Below are 16,372 nucleotides of genomic sequence, written 5' to 3'. Positions count from 1 at the left end.
GGCAGATCCGTGGGTGTGGCCGTGAATTCAGGCTGCTGGGCGAGGGAGCTGGACATGGTGCGCTGTGCTCAATGGGTGGCAGGCCGGCGGCCTTTGGTGGAAGGGCTGGTCGCGAGGTGTTGTGCGTGTCGGGCCTGCAAGACCGCCGGTAGTTGCTCGGCCCAGATGCGACGGCCCGCCTGATCAAACGCGACCACCGTGTCAGTGAAAGCGCGGCGTTCTGCGACGTCAACCAGGGGCGCTGGCAGCAGGGGATCGAACACCAGTTGGCGAATGGCCTCGTTGCCCAGCAGGTAGGACTCGCGCGCGGCCACATCGGGCTCGAGTTCATGCGCGTGCGCCAGCCAGGCTTCCAGCTTCTGACGCGTCTGTTGGTAGGCTTTGGTGAGGGCATCACCCTGCCAGAGCGTGCGGGCCCTGGCGTCCAGTTCGGGCGCCAGATCGGTGGCGGCAAAGACGGGGGCTTCAGCTTCCAGGCCCAGCTTGCGCAGGCGTTCACGGATGGCAGGGGCGTGGCCGATCAGGTTGTCTGGCCGAACGTGCAGAGAGTCGTCCAACTCCTGGAAACCCAGCAAGGCCAGGGCTCTTTGCCTGCCGCGCAGGGCCGTGCGGTCGCTGCGCCCCAGGCTGCCGGTGCTGACCATGATCCAGGTCCCGGACCAGTCGCACACACGTGATTCGCTGCTGCGCCAGCGTGACAGTTCCTGCGCCAACCCGGCAGCTTGCGGCCCCAGCCTGTAGGCGCCACGCCCCGCGGATTCGATCATGCCGGCCGAACCCAGACGCACGAGCGACACCCGTACACTGTTTTCGCGGATGCCGAACAGGGCGCAGGATCCCACGGCATCGGCCGCGCTCAACGGTGCGCCATCATTGGCCAGCAGCAGGTTGAGGATCAGGTTTTTCGGGTTGGGCGGCATGATTCATTACAGAAGTCTGTAAAAAATCATATCCAATGAAATGTTTCTGTGTCAACCGTGTTTTGCCTGATTCTGTAACTACCGGTCTTCCCGCCTATTTGGGCTGTGCGGTATGTCCGCTGTCCAGAAACTTGTCAAAGTAGATCTGGCCGGAGGGCGTGCCGCCTTGCGTGAGCGCCTCGACGCAAGCGTCGATCATGGGTGGCGGCCCGCACATATAGGCGTGGTGATCAGGCAGGCGCTCGCCCAGGAGCGGCTTGAGGTGATCGGTGATCAGGCCTCGGCGGCCTTGCCAGCTCGATCCTTCCGGTTCGTTCGACAGGATGGGCTCGAACAGGAAGCGGCCCGTCCAGTTTCGGCGGATCTGGTCGATGTCGTCCAGCCCGTACAGGTCTTGCTGGGTGCGCGCGCCAAACAGGATCACCAGCGGGCGGTTGGCCTGCTTGTCCTTGATGGCTTGCTCCAGCAGCGCCTTGATGGGCGCCAGGCCGCTGCCCCCGGCGATGCACACGATGGGGTTGGCGCTGGGGCGAAGGCAGAAATCGCCATACGGGCCACGCAGCTTCAGCCATTGACCCACTTCGGCCTTGGAGAACAGCCACTCGGTGAAGGCGCCACCTGGCACCTTGCGGATGAAGAAGTCAAGCGCGTTGGGACGCGCTGCATCGTGTGCCGTGGCAAACGAATAGCTGCGGCCCTTGCCAGCCTCGGCCTCAACCGCATCGGGGATGACGAGCTCGGCGTACTGTCCGGCGGTGTAGTTCAAAGGCTGCTCGGCTTGCATCTGCACGTGCAGGATGTCGTGCGTCAGTGGTGTGAGGGCCGAGATGCGGGCCGAGGTTTCCACGATGGGATGGACGACCGCGCCCTGGCGCAGGACCACCTCGACGACCACGTCCGACTTGGGCAGGCTCTGGCAGGCCAGAATGTAGTTCTGCTTCAACTCTTCGGCCGACAGCAGATAGCTTTTGTCGGTCAGTTCCTTGACCTTGCCTGAGACGAGGCGGCACTTGCATTCGCCACAGCCGCCCACTCGGCAGTTGTAGGGAAAGGCGATGCCCTGGTTCAAGGCCGCCAGCAAGAGGCTTTCCTTGGCCTGAGCGGTCACGGTCAGATCGGGTGAATTGATCTGCAGCTTGAATTCGGAGGGGCTGCTGCCAAACAGGCGGCTGAACAGGCTGGGGGGCACGATAGGTGTCCTGTCAAGACAAAGACCGCAAGGCCGGTTGACCTGCGGTCGGTGTGTGCGCCGCGTAAACGGCGCACGGCTACTTCTTCAGCAGTGTGAGCGCATCAAGCCAGCTTGGCATTGATGATCTTCAAACCTGCCATGCCGGATTCACGGCTGGCTTGTTGGGCCAGCTTGCGCTCGGCAGGCGATGCATGCTTTTCGTCCCATTCGTTCAGGGCGGGTGTCATGAACTTCTTGAACAGGGGGGGCACCAGCGCGACCAGCAGCATGCCCAGGTAGCCGTTAGGCAGCATGGGAGCGTTGGGGTAGGCGTGCAGCGTCCAGTAGGGGGCTTCACCTTCAGCGTGGTGGTGGGAGTGGCGAGCCAGGCTCCACAGCACATTGGTGCTGCCCCAGTGGTTGGAGTTCCACGAATGGCGGGGTTGCACAGGTTCACCAGGCACGCGCACCAGACCATAGTGCTCGAAGTAGTTGGTGATCTCCAGGTATTGCTTGCCCACGAAGGCCAGCAGTGCCCAGAAGCCCAGGCCAGGCAGACCGGCGATCAGGTAGGCCGCCACGAACATGAAGATGTTTTCCAGGTTGCCACGCAGGAAGGGGCTGGCGAACGGGTTCCAAACCGACTTGCCCAACTTGGCCAGACGAGCCTTTTCCAGCTGGTAGGCGTGCACATAGCTCTGGATGGTCGAGCGCACTGTGAACTTGTAGAAGCTCTCGCCGCGGCGTGCCGTGGCGGGGTCGGCTGGCGTGGCCACACGAACGTGGTGGCCATACACGTGTTCGATGGCGAACGAGGTGTCGCAGGTGAAGGCGAGCATCCAGCGGCCCATGAACAGGTCGAAAGGACGACCGGTACGGTGGGTCAGTTCATGACCGGCCACGGTGCCGCCGACGGCGTTCATCAGGCCCACGCCCAGGATGCAACCGGCCCACATGGCCCAGTGGTCTGTCTTGGCGCGTGCCGCAAACAGATCAAGGCCGATGTGTTGTTGCACCCAGGCACCAAAGCCCAGCATGTCGCCAGAACCAACCAGCCACAGCACCGTGAAGTTCAACAGCGCCAGCATGGGCAGGATGGTGTAGAGCGGCAGGTTCAGCAGAAACGCGTTCTGGTACTTGGGCGGCTCGGACAGGTCGTGCGGCAGGAACATGTCGGCCGACAGGAACACGGTCAGCACGAAGGCCCAGGGTGCCCACATGTACCAGCCGCCCTGTGCCACCATGTACATCATCAGTGCGGCCAGCGTTGGCATCAGCCAGCCTTTGAGGTATTTCGTCATTTGCAGGTCTCCACGAAAACATTTGTCTGACAACGCCAGATGCCTGAACTGCGGTGGCATCTGACTGCTGGGCTGACGTCCCCGTGCATCGGTTCGTGCCAGCCATGCATATAACTGTAGAGAGATCAAGAAATCAGACCCTGATCTGGATAGGGTGAAGGTCAGATGCGGCGTCTGGCGATGGAGAGATGGCGGAATGCGCATAGCATGCGTACATCAAGAAATCGGCTGCGACGCGGCTTGTCGTGTCCGATTCCCACATCCCGCCTGATTGACGAGCGCAACCATGAAACCAGCCCTGTCTGTGGCTATTCCCGCCCACAACGAAGCCCGCTTCATCGGGCGTTGCCTGGACAGCATCCAGGGCTCCGCGGCACAGGCGGGCGTACCGGTGGAGATCGTGGTGGCGCTCAACCGCTGTACCGATCGCACGCAGGCCATCGCCGAGGCAGCGGGCGCGCGCTGCGTGGTCAACGACACCAAGTGCATTGCTGCGGTGCGCAATGAAGCCGTTCGAGGCACGACGTCCGAGGCTGTGGTCACGCTGGACGCCGACAGCTGGATGGCGCCGGGCACCGTGTCGGCCGTGCTGCGCCATGTGCATGACCCGCGCTACATCGGTGGCGGCACCTATATGTGGCCCGAGCGGATGTCCGTAGGTATCTTCTTCAGCATGCTGGTGGTGATTCCCTATGTGCTCAAACGAGGGGTGTCGGCCGGCATGTTCTGGTTCAAGCGTGATGCTTTCGACGCGGTGGGAGGCTTTGACGAGCAACTGCTGAGCGTGGAGGACATCGACTTTGCCTTGCGGCTGAAGGCCCATGGCCGGCAGTTCGGGCAGCAGTACGGCACCATCAAGCGCCACGGCATCACCACCTCGTGCCGCAAGTTCGACATGTTTGGTGACTGGTATCTCTGGCGCAATCCGCAACTGGTACGCGAGATCTTCGAAGGCACGAACCGCCGGGCCACGGACCTTTTCTACTACGACATGGATCGTTGATCTGAAGCGCCGGGAGGGGGCCGATTTGCCCATAAGATCGGCGCCATGTCGCAACTTGCCCGCCCGCTCAGCCGCCAGGAGGCCAAGCTCGTTACCCGTCAGCGCCTTCTGCAGGCGGCCATGTCCATCCTGCTGGAGAAAGGGCGTGAGGCCCTCACCACTGGCGCTGTGACCCGGATCGTGGGTGTGGCGCAGCCGACCTTCTATGTTCACTTTCCCGACATGGAAACGCTGCTGGAAGAGCTGGCCACCGACATCGTTGACAAACTTCGCAAGTCCTTGCGTGAGGCGCGTCAACCACTGCGTGGTGCGCCAGATGTGGTGGCCGCTTCGCGCGAGTCATTTCGCATATCCATCAGGGCCTGCATCGAGCATGAAGACCTGTTGCGGGTCTTCCTGTCGGAGCAGTACCGTCCGGCATCCACATTGGGTGTGTGCGCCCAGACCTTGTTCAGCGAGATACGCGACGAACTGGTGGCCGACGTGGCAGAGCTGCCATTCACAGCGGGTTTGAAGCCTGATCAGCTCACGCTGATTGCAGAGGGCATCGTCAGCCTGATCCTGCAATTCGGGCTGGCACTGGCGGAAAAACGCCAGACCGATGAAGAGGCCGTGGTCAACCTGCTGGCGCACGCCACGATGGCACTGGTCATGTCCATGCCGCGCGGCTGAAGGTGCGCGGGTTGCGCTTTGCTTCCCGGTGGCCAGCAGACTCGGCCCGGTGGCTCAGCCCGCCGTGCGCCGCGCGACCATGGCGGCGCTGATCTGGCTGATCTGCGTGGGCGCCAGTTGCGAGGCAAAGGGGTAGACCTCGTCTTCCTCGCGCTGTGCGTGTGCAGGGTAACGCTGCGCAAACGCATCGACCGTGGGTGGTGGCGCGTGGGCCGTGCCCTGTGAGATGGCCTGGAGCCAGGGGCCCAGGCTCTGCCAGAGGCCGGCCAGCTCGGCATGTTCAGCTTCCAGCGCCGCCATGCTGGCGTTCAAGCCGTCCTGGTCCAATTGCTGCAATGCGGGAAACAGGTCGTGTTCCTCGTCGTCATGGTGCAGCGGTGCGGCGATGTTGAAGTAGCGCAGGATGGATCGCGCAGCCTCCTGCGCCTGGCTGTCCGGGCCCTTGCGCGCGAGGTGGTCGCGCAGCTTCACGGTCAGGCCGGCAAAGCGCCTGACCTTCTCGTGGCAGGCCATGAGCAGCTCGATCGGGTCGTCAATGCTGGGGGCTACGGGTTGCAATGAGGGGCGCATGCCGTATTGATACCACGCCTGGCCGGCCGTGGCGCAGGCGCGAAGGACTAATCCTTCCGGTCGATAGGCAAGTCAGCTCAGGCTGACTACATTGGGGTATGCGCTCCCGTTTGACTGATTCCTTCCAGCGTCCCATCGATTACCTGCGCGTCTCCGTGACAGACCGCTGCGATCTGCGTTGTACCTATTGCATGCCCAAGGGCTTCAAAGGCTTTGAAGAACCCGCGCACTGGCTTCGCCATGAGGAGATGACGCGCCTGGTGGGCCTGTTCGTGGCGCAAGGCGTGAGCAAGGTGCGCCTGACGGGCGGCGAGCCACTGCTTCGTCGAGGCGTGGCCGCGCTGGCGGGCAGCTTGGCCTCCCTCGACGGCCTTCAGGATCTGTCCGTGTCCAGCAACGGCACACAACTGGCCCGCCATGCGCGCGCACTGCGTGAGGCCGGCGTGCTTCGGCTCAACATCAGCCTCGACTCTCTGGATCGTGATTGCTTTGCCCGCATCACCGGGCGCGATTGCCTGGCTGATGTGCTGGAAGGGCTGCGTGAGGCCCGTGCCGCAGGCTTTGATCCCATCAAGCTCAATATGGTGGTTCAGGCCGACGTCAACCTGGACGAAGTGCGTCGCATGGTGGCCTTTGCCATCGAGCAAGGCTTTGTACTGCGACTGATCGAGCCGATGCCGGTGGGTGACACGGGGCGCGCCAGCCAGGGTGTGGACCTGAGCCAGTTGGGTGAAGCGCTGGCCCGTGAACACGGTTTGTTGCCGCAGGTCCTGGGCCAGGGCGCGGGGCCAGCTCGCTACTGGTGTACACCTGATGGTGGCATGAGCCTGGGCGTCATCACGCCGATGTCCAGGCACTTCTGTGCGTCGTGCAACCGGGTGCGCCTGGGCGTGGATGGCACGCTATATCTGTGCCTGGGACAGAACGATCAGGTGCCGCTGGGTACCATGCTGCGCGCCGGCGCCAGTGACGCCGAGTTGACCGCGGCCATCCTCGCGGGCATTGCGGCCAAGCCGGAGCGCCACGAGTTCCAGGAGCGGCCTCGGCAGATCGTGCGCTTCATGTCACAAACCGGTGGCTGAGCGCATGTGCACACTCACCTTGATAGGGCCTTGCCTTGCGAAGGACAATGGGGCCTCTGATTGCGGGCCTGGGCCCTGATGGAGCACGGGTGGCAGCTACTTCGGAAGACATCAAGATCGAGACCAAGGATACGCAACCGGGCGGGGATGCGTCGGATGCGCTCGCCAGCATGGGCGCGCGCATGGTCAGCAAGGGCCTGGCCTCCAAACTCCTGGCCATTGGCGGTGTGTTCCTGGTGCTCGCGCTGGCGTCCATTGGCCTGACCTTGTGGGTCACCTGGCAGCTGGAAGGGGGCGCCGCCGCTGTGAACGAGGCAGGGCGCATGCGCATGCGCAGCTACCAGCTTGCCTTGAGCCTGCAGCACCCGACGGTGGAGCGATCCGCCTTCCTGAGCGATGTCGAGCGTCGACTCAAGGACTTCGAAGACAGCCTGGCCCTGTTGCGAGCGGGTGACCCGGGTCGCCCCTTGAGCGTGCCATGGGACGATGACACCAAGGCCCGGTTCAAGGGCGTGAGCGAGGACTGGGCGGTACTGCGCCAGCAGGCCCTCGACATCGGGCGCGGCGAGCCGATTTCGGCGTCCCTGCGTGGCAATGTGGACGACTTCGTGGGGCGCATTGACGCCTTCGTGTCGGCCATCGAGCGCCACATTGCGCGCTGGACGGCCTTGCTGCACACCTTCCAACTGGCCATGATGGCACTTGCCGTGCTGAGCGCGTTGGCCATGCTGTATGCAGGCCATGTGGTGGTGCTGGAGCCCGTGGCACGCCTGCAGCGGGGGCTGCGACGCATCGAGCAGGGCGACTTTGCCACCCGCGTCACGGTGGACACCGACGACGAGTTGGGCGCCTTGGCCAGCGGCTTCAACAGCATGGCCGAGAACCTGGAATCGCTCTACGGCAAGCTGGAATTCAAGGTCAGGGAAAAGACGGCAGGCCTGGAGATCAAGCAGGCGCGTTTGAGTGCCTTGTATGAAGTGGCAGCGTTTGTGGCCAAGGCCGATACGCTGGGTGTGCTCGCGCAGGGTTTTGCGCAGCAGATGCGTCGCATTGCGCATGCCGATGCCGTGGCGATCAGGTGGTCGGATGAGGCCAACGAGCGCTATGTGCTCCTGGGCAGTGACTGCCTGCCCAAGGTCATGGCAGAAGACGAGCAATGCGTGCTGTCGGGGGATTGCCTGTGTGGCGCGCAGGTCGAGCCCGGCTCCCTGCCAGGAATTCGCGTCATTCCCATTCAGGATGCGGTGAGGGCCTTGAACAAGCAGTCTGCGGCGAAGACAGTGAAGGAACACTGTGAGCGCGCCGGGTACACCACGCTGGTCACCGTGCCTCTGGGCTTGCACCAGCGCGTGCTGGGCGAGGTGGAGCTGTTTTTCCGCGGCGAGCCTCACTTCAGTGAAGAAGAGCGTGGCCTGTTTGAAGCACTGGCCAGCCACCTGGCCGGCGCCATGGAAAGCCTGCGTGCCTCGGCACTCGATCGCGAATCCGCCGTGTCTGCGGAGCGCCAGATGCTGGCGCAGGAGCTGCACGACTCCATCGCGCAATCCCTGGCCTTCCTGAAGATCCAGATGCAACTGCTGCGCGATGCCATGACGCGTGGCGACGACAAGGCGATCGAGACCAGCATGAACGAACTGGATGCCGGCGTGCGTGAGAGTTACAGCGATGTGCGTGAGCTTTTGCTGCATTTCCGTGTGCGCACCCACTCCGACGACATCGAACCCGCCTTGCGCGAAACCTTGTCCAAGTTTGAGCTGCAATCCGGCTTGCGGGGGCAGTTGAGCATGCAAGGCCAAGGCTTGCCCCTGCCGCCCGATGTTCAGATCCAGGTCTTGCACATCGTTCAGGAGTGCCTGTCGAATGTGCGAAAACATGCTCAGGCCACAGATGTGCAAGTGGATGTGCAGACCCAACCCTCGTGGCGGGTCGCCGTGTCCGACAACGGGCGCGGGTTCGACATATCGGCGGGCCCACCTGACGATACCCACGTGGGCCTGCGCATCATGCGCGAACGCGCACAGCGCATCGGCGCCACCTTGACCTTCCAATCCTCTCCGGCTGGTACGCGAATCGAACTGAGCCTGCCCAAGGCTGTTGGCAGCCCGGCCAGCACGCGCGCCACCGATTCCCCCTCCATGGCATCCACATGAATGACAACGTGAACGTACGTCTGCTGGTCGTTGATGATCACAATCTGTTCAGGCGTGGCCTGATTGCACTGTTGTCTCGTGACAGCCGCCTGAACGTGGTCGCGGAAGCACGCGACGCGGGCGAAGCCATCAAGCTGGCGCAATTGCATGCACCCGATGTGATCCTGCTGGACAACCACCTGCCCGGCGTGCATGGCGTAGAAGCCTTGCCGCAATTGCTGGCTGTGGCACCGGGCGCGCGCATCGTCATGCTCACGGTGAGCGAGGACGCCGATGACCTGTCTCAGGCTTTGGCACGTGGCGCCGCAGGGTACCTGCTCAAGACCGTCGAGGGTGACGATCTGATCGCCTCCATCTTCAGGGTCAGGGCGGGCGAGTCTGTCGTGTCGCCGGAGATGACGACCAAGCTGATCGCCGCTTACCGGCAAGCCTTGAGTACGCCGGGCGAGCCCGCCGTGGCCCAGCCCGCTGCTTCTACGGGCGTCGCGGAGAGCGGGCTCGAACCTGATGCAGCCAGCCTGGCCAGGCTGTCGCCCCGCGAGCGGGACATCCTGCGCGAGATCGCCCGAGGTGCCAGCAACAAGGAAATCGCACGCACCTTGTCGATCGCGGAGACCACCGTCAAGATCCATGTGCAGCACATCCTGCGCAAATTGAATCTGACGTCGAGGGTTCAGGCTGCCGTGTTTGCGACTGCGCGAGGCGGGGCAGGGCAGCCCGACTGACGCGATCAGCTCCGACCCGATCTATTGCAGTGACACGGCTTGTCCCTGTTGATCAAACGGGATGAAGTGTTCCAGGCGGCCATCCTTGATCGCCTGAACCATGCCTTCGAGCGGCTTGCGTGCCTCCTCGGCCGTGGGCGCCCGTGGGCCTTGCCCGGACATGCCCGCCACAAAGACCAGCACCCAGGGCTGACCGAACTGCCGTGACTCTGCCTGAAGGGCGGCAAAGCTGCCGAGTTCTTCCGGCGTCTTGTCAACGCACATGATGGGGCTGAGCTCGCCACCTTCGCCTGCCTCGAAGCGCGCGCGCTGTTCTGCCGTGCAGTCATCAGGCAGCGTGGCCGCCGCGAAGACCATCAGCAAGCGCTGAGCGTCGGGCTGGTGGCGTGCGGCCAGCAGCAAATCGTCAAATGTATTGATGTTCATGTGCATGCATCCGGATCGGGTGGGTGTCGGTGTACCAGACTTTCAGCGCGCCGGTACTTGATATGGGGCAAGTCTGGCAGCCGACTACTCCTTCCGGACGATGAGGCTGTTGCATTGGCCAATCGGCATCGTTCTTTTGCACCGCAGCATCATCCCGTGAGAAGGATGTTCAGCGGGGTCAGATATTCCCACACTCGCAGGCATGGATAAGGAGAGTTCCATGTCTACAAGAAGTAAGGCCCTTTCGGTATTGGGCGTCAGCACACTCTCGTTCACGGTGTGCTTCATGGTGTGGATGATGTTCGGGGTGATTGGCATCCCCATCAAGAAGACCCTGGGTTTGTCGGGCGCAGAGTTCGGCTTGTTGACGGCAACGCCCGTCCTGACAGGCTCCTTGATTCGTGTGCCCCTGGGTGTGTGGACGGACCGCTTTGGTGGCCGCATCGTCCTGTTCGTCACGATGCTGCTGTGCGTGGTGCCGATCTGGTTGATGAGCTATGCCACGCAATACTGGCATTTCCTGACCTTGGGCCTGTTTGTGGGGCTGGCTGGTGGTTCGTTCTCGGTGGGTACGCCCTATGTAGCTCGCTGGTTCCCCAAGAATCAGCAGGGCTTTGCCATGGGGGTGTTCGGTGCAGGCAACTCCGGTGCGGCTGTCAACAAGTTCATTGCGCCCGCCATCATCGTGGCTGCCGGCTGGACCATGGTGCCCAAGGTGTATGCCGCCATCATGCTGGGCACCGCCATTCTGTTCTGGCTGGGCAGTCACTCTGATCCTGCTCACCTGGTCCAGTCCAAGGCCAGCCTGGCTGATCAACTCAAGCAGCTCAAGGATCCGCGCGTGCTCAAGTACTGCCAGTACTACAGCATCGTGTTTGGCGGCTATGTGGGCTTGAGCCTGTGGATGGTTCAGTACTACGTGGGCGAGTACGGCCTGGACATCCGCGTGGCCGCGTTGCTGGCTGCCTGTTTCTCTCTGCCAGGTGGCGTGCTTCGAGCCATCGGTGGTTATCTGTCCGACAAGCACGGTGCGCACAAGGTCACCTGGTGGGTGTTGTGGGTGAGCTGGATCTGTCTGTTCATCCTCAGCTATCCACAGACCGACTTCACGATCAACACGGTGAATGGTCCCAGGACCTTTCACATCGGCCTGAATGTGTATTCGTTCACTGCGCTGATGTTCACCCTGGGCATCGCCTGGGCCTTCGGCAAGGCCAGCGTCTTCAAGTACATCAGCAATGACTACCCCACCAACATCGGCGCCATCTCCGGCATCGTCGGCCTGGCCGGTGGCATGGGCGGCTTCGTGTTGCCCATCCTGTTCGGCTTCCTGCTGGATCTGACCGGGGTGCGTTCCAGCGCCTTCATGTTGCTGTACGGCGTGGTCTGGGTTTCGTTGATCTGGATGTACACGACCGAAGTTCGCACACGCGACGTCATTGGGGGCGAGCCTCAGCTCGCGCCAGTTGGCCAACGCGCCTGACCCTCTTGCACTACCTGAACAAGGACCACATCATGGCCAGCACAACTGTATCGGCAGGGAGCGCCAAACCTGGCAAGACCCTGACCGTCTGGACCCCCGAAGACAAGGCCTTCTGGGAAACCGAAGGGCAGGCGATCGCCAAGCTCAATCTGTGGATCTCCGTGCCTGCGCTCTTCCTGGCGTTTGCCGTCTGGCAACTGTGGAGCGTGGCAGCGGTCAACCTGCCCTTGCTGGGCTTCAAGTACACCACCAACCAGCTGTTCTGGCTGGCCTCGGCTCCGGCGTTATCCGGCGCCACGCTGCGCATCTTCTACTCCTTCATGGTGCCGGTGTTCGGTGGCCGTCGCTGGACAGCCATCTCGACCGCATCCTTGTTGATCCCGGCGATTGGCATCGGCATGGCCATTCAGGATCCGACCACGCCTTACCCGACCATGCTGATCCTGGCTTTGCTGTGCGGGCTTGGTGGTGGCAACTTCAGCTCCAGCATGTCCAACATCAGCTTCTTCTTTCCGAAGGAGCGCAAGGGCTCGGCACTGGGCGTGAACGCGGGCCTGGGCAACCTGGGCGTGTCGGTGGTGCAATTCCTCAGCCCCATCATCATCTCCGTGGGTGTCTTTGGCGTGTTCGGCGGTGACTCGCAGCAGATCGTCAACAAGGCCGGTGCCCACGTAGAAATATGGGCTCAGAACGCGGCCTTCGTGTGGGTGCCCTGGATCGTGATTGCCACGCTGGTTGCCTGGTTCTTCATGAATGACATTGCCGATGCGAAAGCCTCGTTTGCCACGCAGGCCGCGATCTTTCGCAACAAGCACAACTGGCTGATGTGCATCCTGTACCTCGGCACCTTCGGCTCCTTCATCGGCTACGCCGCAGGTTTTCCCCTGTTGATCAAGTCGCAATTCAAGGACGTGAACCCGCTGGCCTATGCCTGGATCGGCCCGCTGGTTGGCGCCTTGATTCGCCCCGTAGGTGGCTGGCTGGCCGACAAGCTGGGCGGCGCGCGCGTCACCTATTGGAACTTCATCCTCATGGCCTGTGCCGTGGTGGGGGTGCTGTACTTCCTGCCCAAGGGCAGCAACAGTGCCTTCGCGCTGCCATGGGGGCCTGAGGCCGGCAACTTCACAGGCTTCTTCCTGATGTTCCTGGTGCTGTTCTTCACCACCGGCATTGGCAACGGTTCGACCTTCCGCATGATCCCCGTCATCTTCATGAACCTGAAGACCAAGGGCGTGGCGCGCAATGACGAGGCCGCCATGGCCGGCGCCATCAAGGAGGCCAATACCGAGGCCGCGGCCGTGTTGGGTTTCACCGGTGCGTTTGCAGCCTACGGTGGCTTCTTCATCCCCAAGAGCTACGGCACCTCGATCGCCGCAACAGGTGGCCCGGAAGCCGCGTTGCTGACCTTCATCGTGTTCTACCTGCTGTGCATCGTGACCACCTGGTGGTTCTATGCCCGCGACAACGCCGAACAACCTTGCTGATGTCTTGTTGCCTGATCGGCATCTGGAGTAAGAAAAAATGAGCCATTTTCTGGACAAGCTGACCTTCTTCGCACAGCCCAAGGAGGGCTTTGCGGATGGTCACGGCGTGACCACGGGTGAAGACCGCACCTGGGAGGACGCCTACCGCAACCGCTGGCAGCACGACAAGATCGTGCGCTCCACACACGGCGTGAACTGCACGGGCTCCTGTTCGTGGAAGGTCTACGTCAAAGGTGGCATCGTGACCTGGGAGACCCAGCAGACCGATTACCCGCGCACCCGCGATGACCTGCCCAATCACGAGCCCCGTGGTTGCGCACGTGGTGCGAGCTACTCCTGGTACCTGTACAGCGCCAACCGCGTCAAGCACCCCATGGTGCGCGGTGAGTTGCTCAAGCACTGGCGATCGGCCCGTACCGTGGCCAGGTCACCGGTGGATGCCTGGGCTGCGCTGATGAGCAATCCTGACACCCGTCGCAACTGGCAAAAGGAGCGTGGGCTGGGGGGCTTTGTGCGCTCCACCTGGGACGAGGTCAACGAGATCGTCGCTGCCGCCAACGTCTACACGATCAAGCAATACGGCCCGGACCGCATCATCGGCTTCTCGCCGATCCCGGCCATGTCCATGATCAGCTATGCAGCGGGCAGCCGCTACCTGAGCCTGATCGGTGGTGTGTGCATGTCCTTCTACGACTGGTACTGCGATTTGCCGCCTGCCAGCCCGCAAATCTGGGGCGAGCAGACCGACGTACCCGAATCGGCCGATTGGTACAACTCCACCTTCATCATGGCCTGGGGCTCGAACGTGCCTCAGACCCGTACCCCCGACGCCCACTTCTTCACCGAGGTGCGCTACAAGGGCGCCAAGACGGTCGCCGTCACGCCTGACTACTCGGAAGTGGCCAAGCTGGCCGACATCTGGATGCATCCCAAGCAGGGCACCGATGCCGCCGTGGCCATGGCCATGGGCCACGTGATCCTCAAGGAGTTCTACTTCGGCGAGGGCGAGAAGCGCCGCAGTGCCTACTTCGACGACTACGCGCGCCGCTATACCGACCTGCCCATGCTGGTCATGCTCGAAGAGCAGGACACCCCCGCTGGCAAAGCCCTGGTACCAGGCCGCTACCTGCGCGCCAGCGACATGAGTGGTGACCTGGCCAATGGCAACAATCCGGAATGGAAGACGCTGGCCTACGACGCACAAGGCGCCATCGTGCAGCCCAATGGCTCGATCGGTTTCCGCTGGGGTGCCGATGGCCGTGCCGATCAAGGCAAGTGGAACCTGGAGAACAAGGAAGCCCTGGGTGACCGCCAGGTCGATCTGAAGCTGTCGGTGCTGGAAGACGCGACCAAGGCGGAAGTGCTGCCGGCTGACGTCAACAAGGTGGCTTTCCCGTATTTCGGTGGCATCGAAACGCCCAACTTCCAGCACAACAAGCAAAGCGACATCCTGCTGCGCAACGTGCCCATGAAGCGCGTGACGATTCAGGACAAGGGCCAGACACGTGAAGTGTGGGTGGCCACCGTGTTCGACCTGCAGGTGGCGAGCTACGGTGTCTTCCGTGGCCTGAAGGATGCGCAGGGCAATCTGGTGGACGACGGCGCCAGGTCGTACGACGACAACGTGCCTTACACCCCCGCCTGGCAAGAGCAGATCACCGGCTCGCCCCGCGAGCAGGTGCTCACCGTGGCCCGCCAGTTCGCCGACAACGCCGACAAGACTCGTGGCAAGTCCATGGTCATCATCGGCGCGGCCATGAACCATTGGTACCACTGCGACATGAACTACCGCGGCATCATCAACATGCTGATGATGTGCGGTTGTATCGGCCAGTCCGGTGGTGGCTGGGCGCACTATGTGGGCCAGGAAAAGCTGCGCCCGCAAACCGGCTGGACGGCGCTGGCCTTCGCGCTGGACTGGTCGCGCCCGCCGCGTCAACAGAACTCCACCAGTTTCTTCTATGCGCACACCGACCAGTGGCGCTATGAAAAGTTGGGCGTCAATGAAGTGCTGTCACCGCTGGCTGACAAGGCCAGGTTCGGCGGCAGCATGATCGACTACAACGTGCGTGCGGAACGCATGGGCTGGTTGCCATCGGCCCCTCAGTTGCAGACCAATCCGCTGACGGTTGTCAAGGATGCGCAGGCCAAGGGCATGGATGCCAAGGACTATGTCGTTGGTGCCCTGAAGGACGGCTCGCTCAAGCTGTCTTGCAACGACCCGGACAACCCTGCCAACTGGCCGCGCAACATGTTCGTGTGGCGCTCCAACATCCTGGGCTCATCGGGCAAGGGGCACGAGTACTTCCTCAAGCACCTGCTGGGTACCACCAATGGTGTGCAAGGCAGGGACCTTGGTAGCCAAGACGCGAAGCCTCAAGAGGTCAAGTGGCACGACCAGGCCCCCGAAGGTAAGCTGGATCTGCTGGTCACGCTGGACTTCCGCATGAGCACCACCTGCCTGTACTCGGACATCGTGCTGCCCACGGCCACCTGGTACGAGAAGAACGACCTCAACACCTCCGACATGCATCCCTTCATCCACCCGCTGTCTGCGGCGGTGGACCCGGCCTGGGAAGCACGCTCCGACTGGGAGATCTACAAGGGCTTCGCCCAGAAGTTCTCCGAGGTCTGCGTGGGCCACCTGGGCGCCGAGAAAGAAGTCGTCATGAACCCGATCATGCACGACACGGCCGCCGAGCTGGCACAGCCCTTCGGTGTGCAGGACTGGCAGCGCGGCGAGATCGACCTGATCCCCGGCAAGACGGCGCCCCAGATCTTCGTGGTCGAGCGCGACTACCCCAACACCTACAAGCGTTTCACCTCCCTGGGCCCGCTGATGAACAAACTGGGCAACGGTGGCAAGGGCATCGGTTGGGACACCAAGGACGAAGTCAAGGCATTGGGCGAGCTCAATGGCCTGGTGAGGGAAGAGGGCGTCAGCCAGGGCATGCCCAAGATCGTGTCGGACATCGACGCCACCGAAGTGGTGCTGATGCTGGCCCCCGAGACCAACGGCCATGTGGCGGTCAAGGCCTGGGAGGCCCTGTCCAGGCAAACTGGCCGTGAGCATGCCCACCTGGCCTTGCACCGCGAAGACGAGAAGATCCGCTATCGCGACATCCAGGCGCAGCCGCGCAAGATCATCTCTTCGCCGACCTGGTCTGGCCTGGAAAGCGAGAAGGTCTCGTACAACGCGGGCTACACCAACGTGCATGAGCTGATCCCATGGCGCACCCTGACTGGCCGCCAGCAGTTCTACATGGATCACCCCTGGATGATCGCGTTCGGCGAAGGCTTCGTGTCCTACCGGCCGCCGGTGGACTTGAAAACGCTGGACGATGTGCACAACCTCAAGCCCAACGGCAACAAGGAAATCGCACTG

The 16,372-nt window shown here is 62.6% G+C and carries 13 protein-coding genes; 8 read left to right on the top strand and 5 right to left on the bottom strand.

All coding sequences use genetic code 11. The annotated features are described in order from the left end of the window. Positions 1-68: 68 nt before the first annotated feature. From VFW93_RS13595 to VFW93_RS13585, 3 genes are all read right to left on the bottom strand, one after another. Positions 69-920, bottom strand: a complete 852-nt coding sequence (locus VFW93_RS13595) for a PaaX family transcriptional regulator C-terminal domain-containing protein (protein ID WP_329694525.1) — start codon at positions 918-920, stop codon at positions 69-71. A 94-nt stretch (positions 921-1,014) separates the two neighbouring features. Further along, positions 1,015-2,109, bottom strand: coding sequence for a 2Fe-2S iron-sulfur cluster binding domain-containing protein (locus VFW93_RS13590; protein ID WP_329694524.1), 1,095 nt, complete (start codon positions 2,107-2,109; stop codon positions 1,015-1,017). 104 nt (positions 2,110-2,213) lie between these two features. Then, positions 2,214-3,392, bottom strand: a complete 1,179-nt coding sequence (locus tag VFW93_RS13585; protein ID WP_329694523.1) for an alkane 1-monooxygenase — start codon at positions 3,390-3,392, stop codon at positions 2,214-2,216. Positions 3,393-3,678: 286 nt separating this feature from the next. Between VFW93_RS13585 and VFW93_RS13580 the strand changes: the two genes are divergently transcribed. Together VFW93_RS13580 and VFW93_RS13575 are read left to right on the top strand one after the other, a co-directional pair. Then, positions 3,679-4,395, top strand: coding sequence for a glycosyltransferase (locus tag VFW93_RS13580; protein ID WP_329694522.1), 717 nt, complete (start codon positions 3,679-3,681; stop codon positions 4,393-4,395). Between the two features lie 45 nt (positions 4,396-4,440). Beyond that, the gene (locus VFW93_RS13575) at positions 4,441-5,067 is read left to right on the top strand and encodes a TetR/AcrR family transcriptional regulator (RefSeq protein WP_329694521.1); all 627 of its coding nucleotides are present in this window, start codon (positions 4,441-4,443) and stop codon (positions 5,065-5,067) included. Between the two features lie 54 nt (positions 5,068-5,121). On the opposite strand, the gene VFW93_RS13570 is transcribed toward VFW93_RS13575, so the two are convergent. Next, positions 5,122-5,637, bottom strand: a complete 516-nt coding sequence (locus VFW93_RS13570; RefSeq protein WP_329694520.1) for a hemerythrin domain-containing protein — start codon at positions 5,635-5,637, stop codon at positions 5,122-5,124. 98 nt (positions 5,638-5,735) lie between these two features. On the opposite strand from VFW93_RS13570, the gene moaA reads away from it, so the two are divergent. The 3 genes from moaA (at position 5,736) to VFW93_RS13555 (ending at position 9,594) form a co-directional block, all read left to right on the top strand. After that, complete coding sequence (gene moaA / locus VFW93_RS13565) at positions 5,736-6,719, top strand: GTP 3',8-cyclase MoaA (protein WP_329694519.1); 984 nt, start codon at positions 5,736-5,738, stop codon at positions 6,717-6,719. A gap of 89 nt (positions 6,720-6,808) precedes the next feature. Beyond that, positions 6,809-8,869: a type IV pili methyl-accepting chemotaxis transducer N-terminal domain-containing protein gene (locus VFW93_RS13560; protein ID WP_329694518.1), complete on the top strand. Its 2,061-nt coding sequence runs from the start codon at positions 6,809-6,811 to the stop codon at positions 8,867-8,869. Further along, positions 8,866-9,594, top strand: coding sequence for a response regulator (locus VFW93_RS13555; RefSeq protein ID WP_329694517.1), 729 nt, complete (start codon positions 8,866-8,868; stop codon positions 9,592-9,594). Before VFW93_RS13560 ends, VFW93_RS13555 begins: the two co-directional genes overlap by 4 nt. A 21-nt stretch (positions 9,595-9,615) precedes the next feature. On the opposite strand, the gene VFW93_RS13550 is transcribed toward VFW93_RS13555, so the two are convergent. Then, positions 9,616-10,020 carry a ribonucleotide reductase subunit alpha gene (locus VFW93_RS13550; RefSeq protein WP_329694516.1) on the bottom strand — a complete coding sequence of 135 codons (405 nt, stop codon included), beginning with the start codon at positions 10,018-10,020 and terminating at the stop codon, positions 9,616-9,618. A gap of 220 nt (positions 10,021-10,240) precedes the next feature. On the opposite strand from VFW93_RS13550, the gene VFW93_RS13545 reads away from it, so the two are divergent. From VFW93_RS13545 to VFW93_RS13535, 3 genes are all read left to right on the top strand, one after another. Next, complete coding sequence (locus tag VFW93_RS13545) at positions 10,241-11,503, top strand: nitrate/nitrite transporter (RefSeq protein WP_329694515.1); 1,263 nt, start codon at positions 10,241-10,243, stop codon at positions 11,501-11,503. Between the two features lie 32 nt (positions 11,504-11,535). Then, entirely contained in the window at positions 11,536-12,987 is a 1,452-nt protein-coding gene (locus tag VFW93_RS13540; protein ID WP_329694514.1) for a NarK family nitrate/nitrite MFS transporter, read from the top strand. A 37-nt stretch (positions 12,988-13,024) separates the two neighbouring features. Beyond that, positions 13,025-16,372: nitrate reductase subunit alpha (locus VFW93_RS13535; RefSeq protein ID WP_329694513.1), on the top strand; the 3,348-nt coding region annotated here is incomplete at its 3' end.

This window comes from Aquabacterium sp. (assembly GCF_036279675.1).
Classification (GTDB): Bacteria; Pseudomonadota; Gammaproteobacteria; order Burkholderiales; family Burkholderiaceae_C; genus Aquabacterium.
The sequence above is the reverse complement of the archived record's forward strand: the minus strand, read 5'-3'. Positions and strand labels throughout refer to the sequence as shown.

What these genes read in the sequence shown, in the direction of transcription:
- VFW93_RS13575 (WP_329694521.1), top strand. Translation starts at nt 4,441, where the DNA reads ATGTCGCAACTTGCCCGCCCGCTCAGCCGCCAGGAGGCCAAGCTCGTT.
- VFW93_RS13595 (WP_329694525.1), bottom strand. Translation starts at nt 920, where the DNA reads ATGCCGCCCAACCCGAAAAACCTGATCCTCAACCTGCTGCTGGCCAAT.
- VFW93_RS13585 (WP_329694523.1), bottom strand. Translation starts at nt 3,392, where the DNA reads ATGACGAAATACCTCAAAGGCTGGCTGATGCCAACGCTGGCCGCACTG.
- moaA (WP_329694519.1), top strand. Translation starts at nt 5,736, where the DNA reads ATGCGCTCCCGTTTGACTGATTCCTTCCAGCGTCCCATCGATTACCTG.
- VFW93_RS13570 (WP_329694520.1), bottom strand. Translation starts at nt 5,637, where the DNA reads ATGCGCCCCTCATTGCAACCCGTAGCCCCCAGCATTGACGACCCGATC.
- VFW93_RS13540 (WP_329694514.1), top strand. Translation starts at nt 11,536, where the DNA reads ATGGCCAGCACAACTGTATCGGCAGGGAGCGCCAAACCTGGCAAGACC.
- VFW93_RS13580 (WP_329694522.1), top strand. Translation starts at nt 3,679, where the DNA reads ATGAAACCAGCCCTGTCTGTGGCTATTCCCGCCCACAACGAAGCCCGC.
- VFW93_RS13550 (WP_329694516.1), bottom strand. Translation starts at nt 10,020, where the DNA reads ATGAACATCAATACATTTGACGATTTGCTGCTGGCCGCACGCCACCAG.
- VFW93_RS13555 (WP_329694517.1), top strand. Translation starts at nt 8,866, where the DNA reads ATGAATGACAACGTGAACGTACGTCTGCTGGTCGTTGATGATCACAAT.
- VFW93_RS13545 (WP_329694515.1), top strand. Translation starts at nt 10,241, where the DNA reads ATGTCTACAAGAAGTAAGGCCCTTTCGGTATTGGGCGTCAGCACACTC.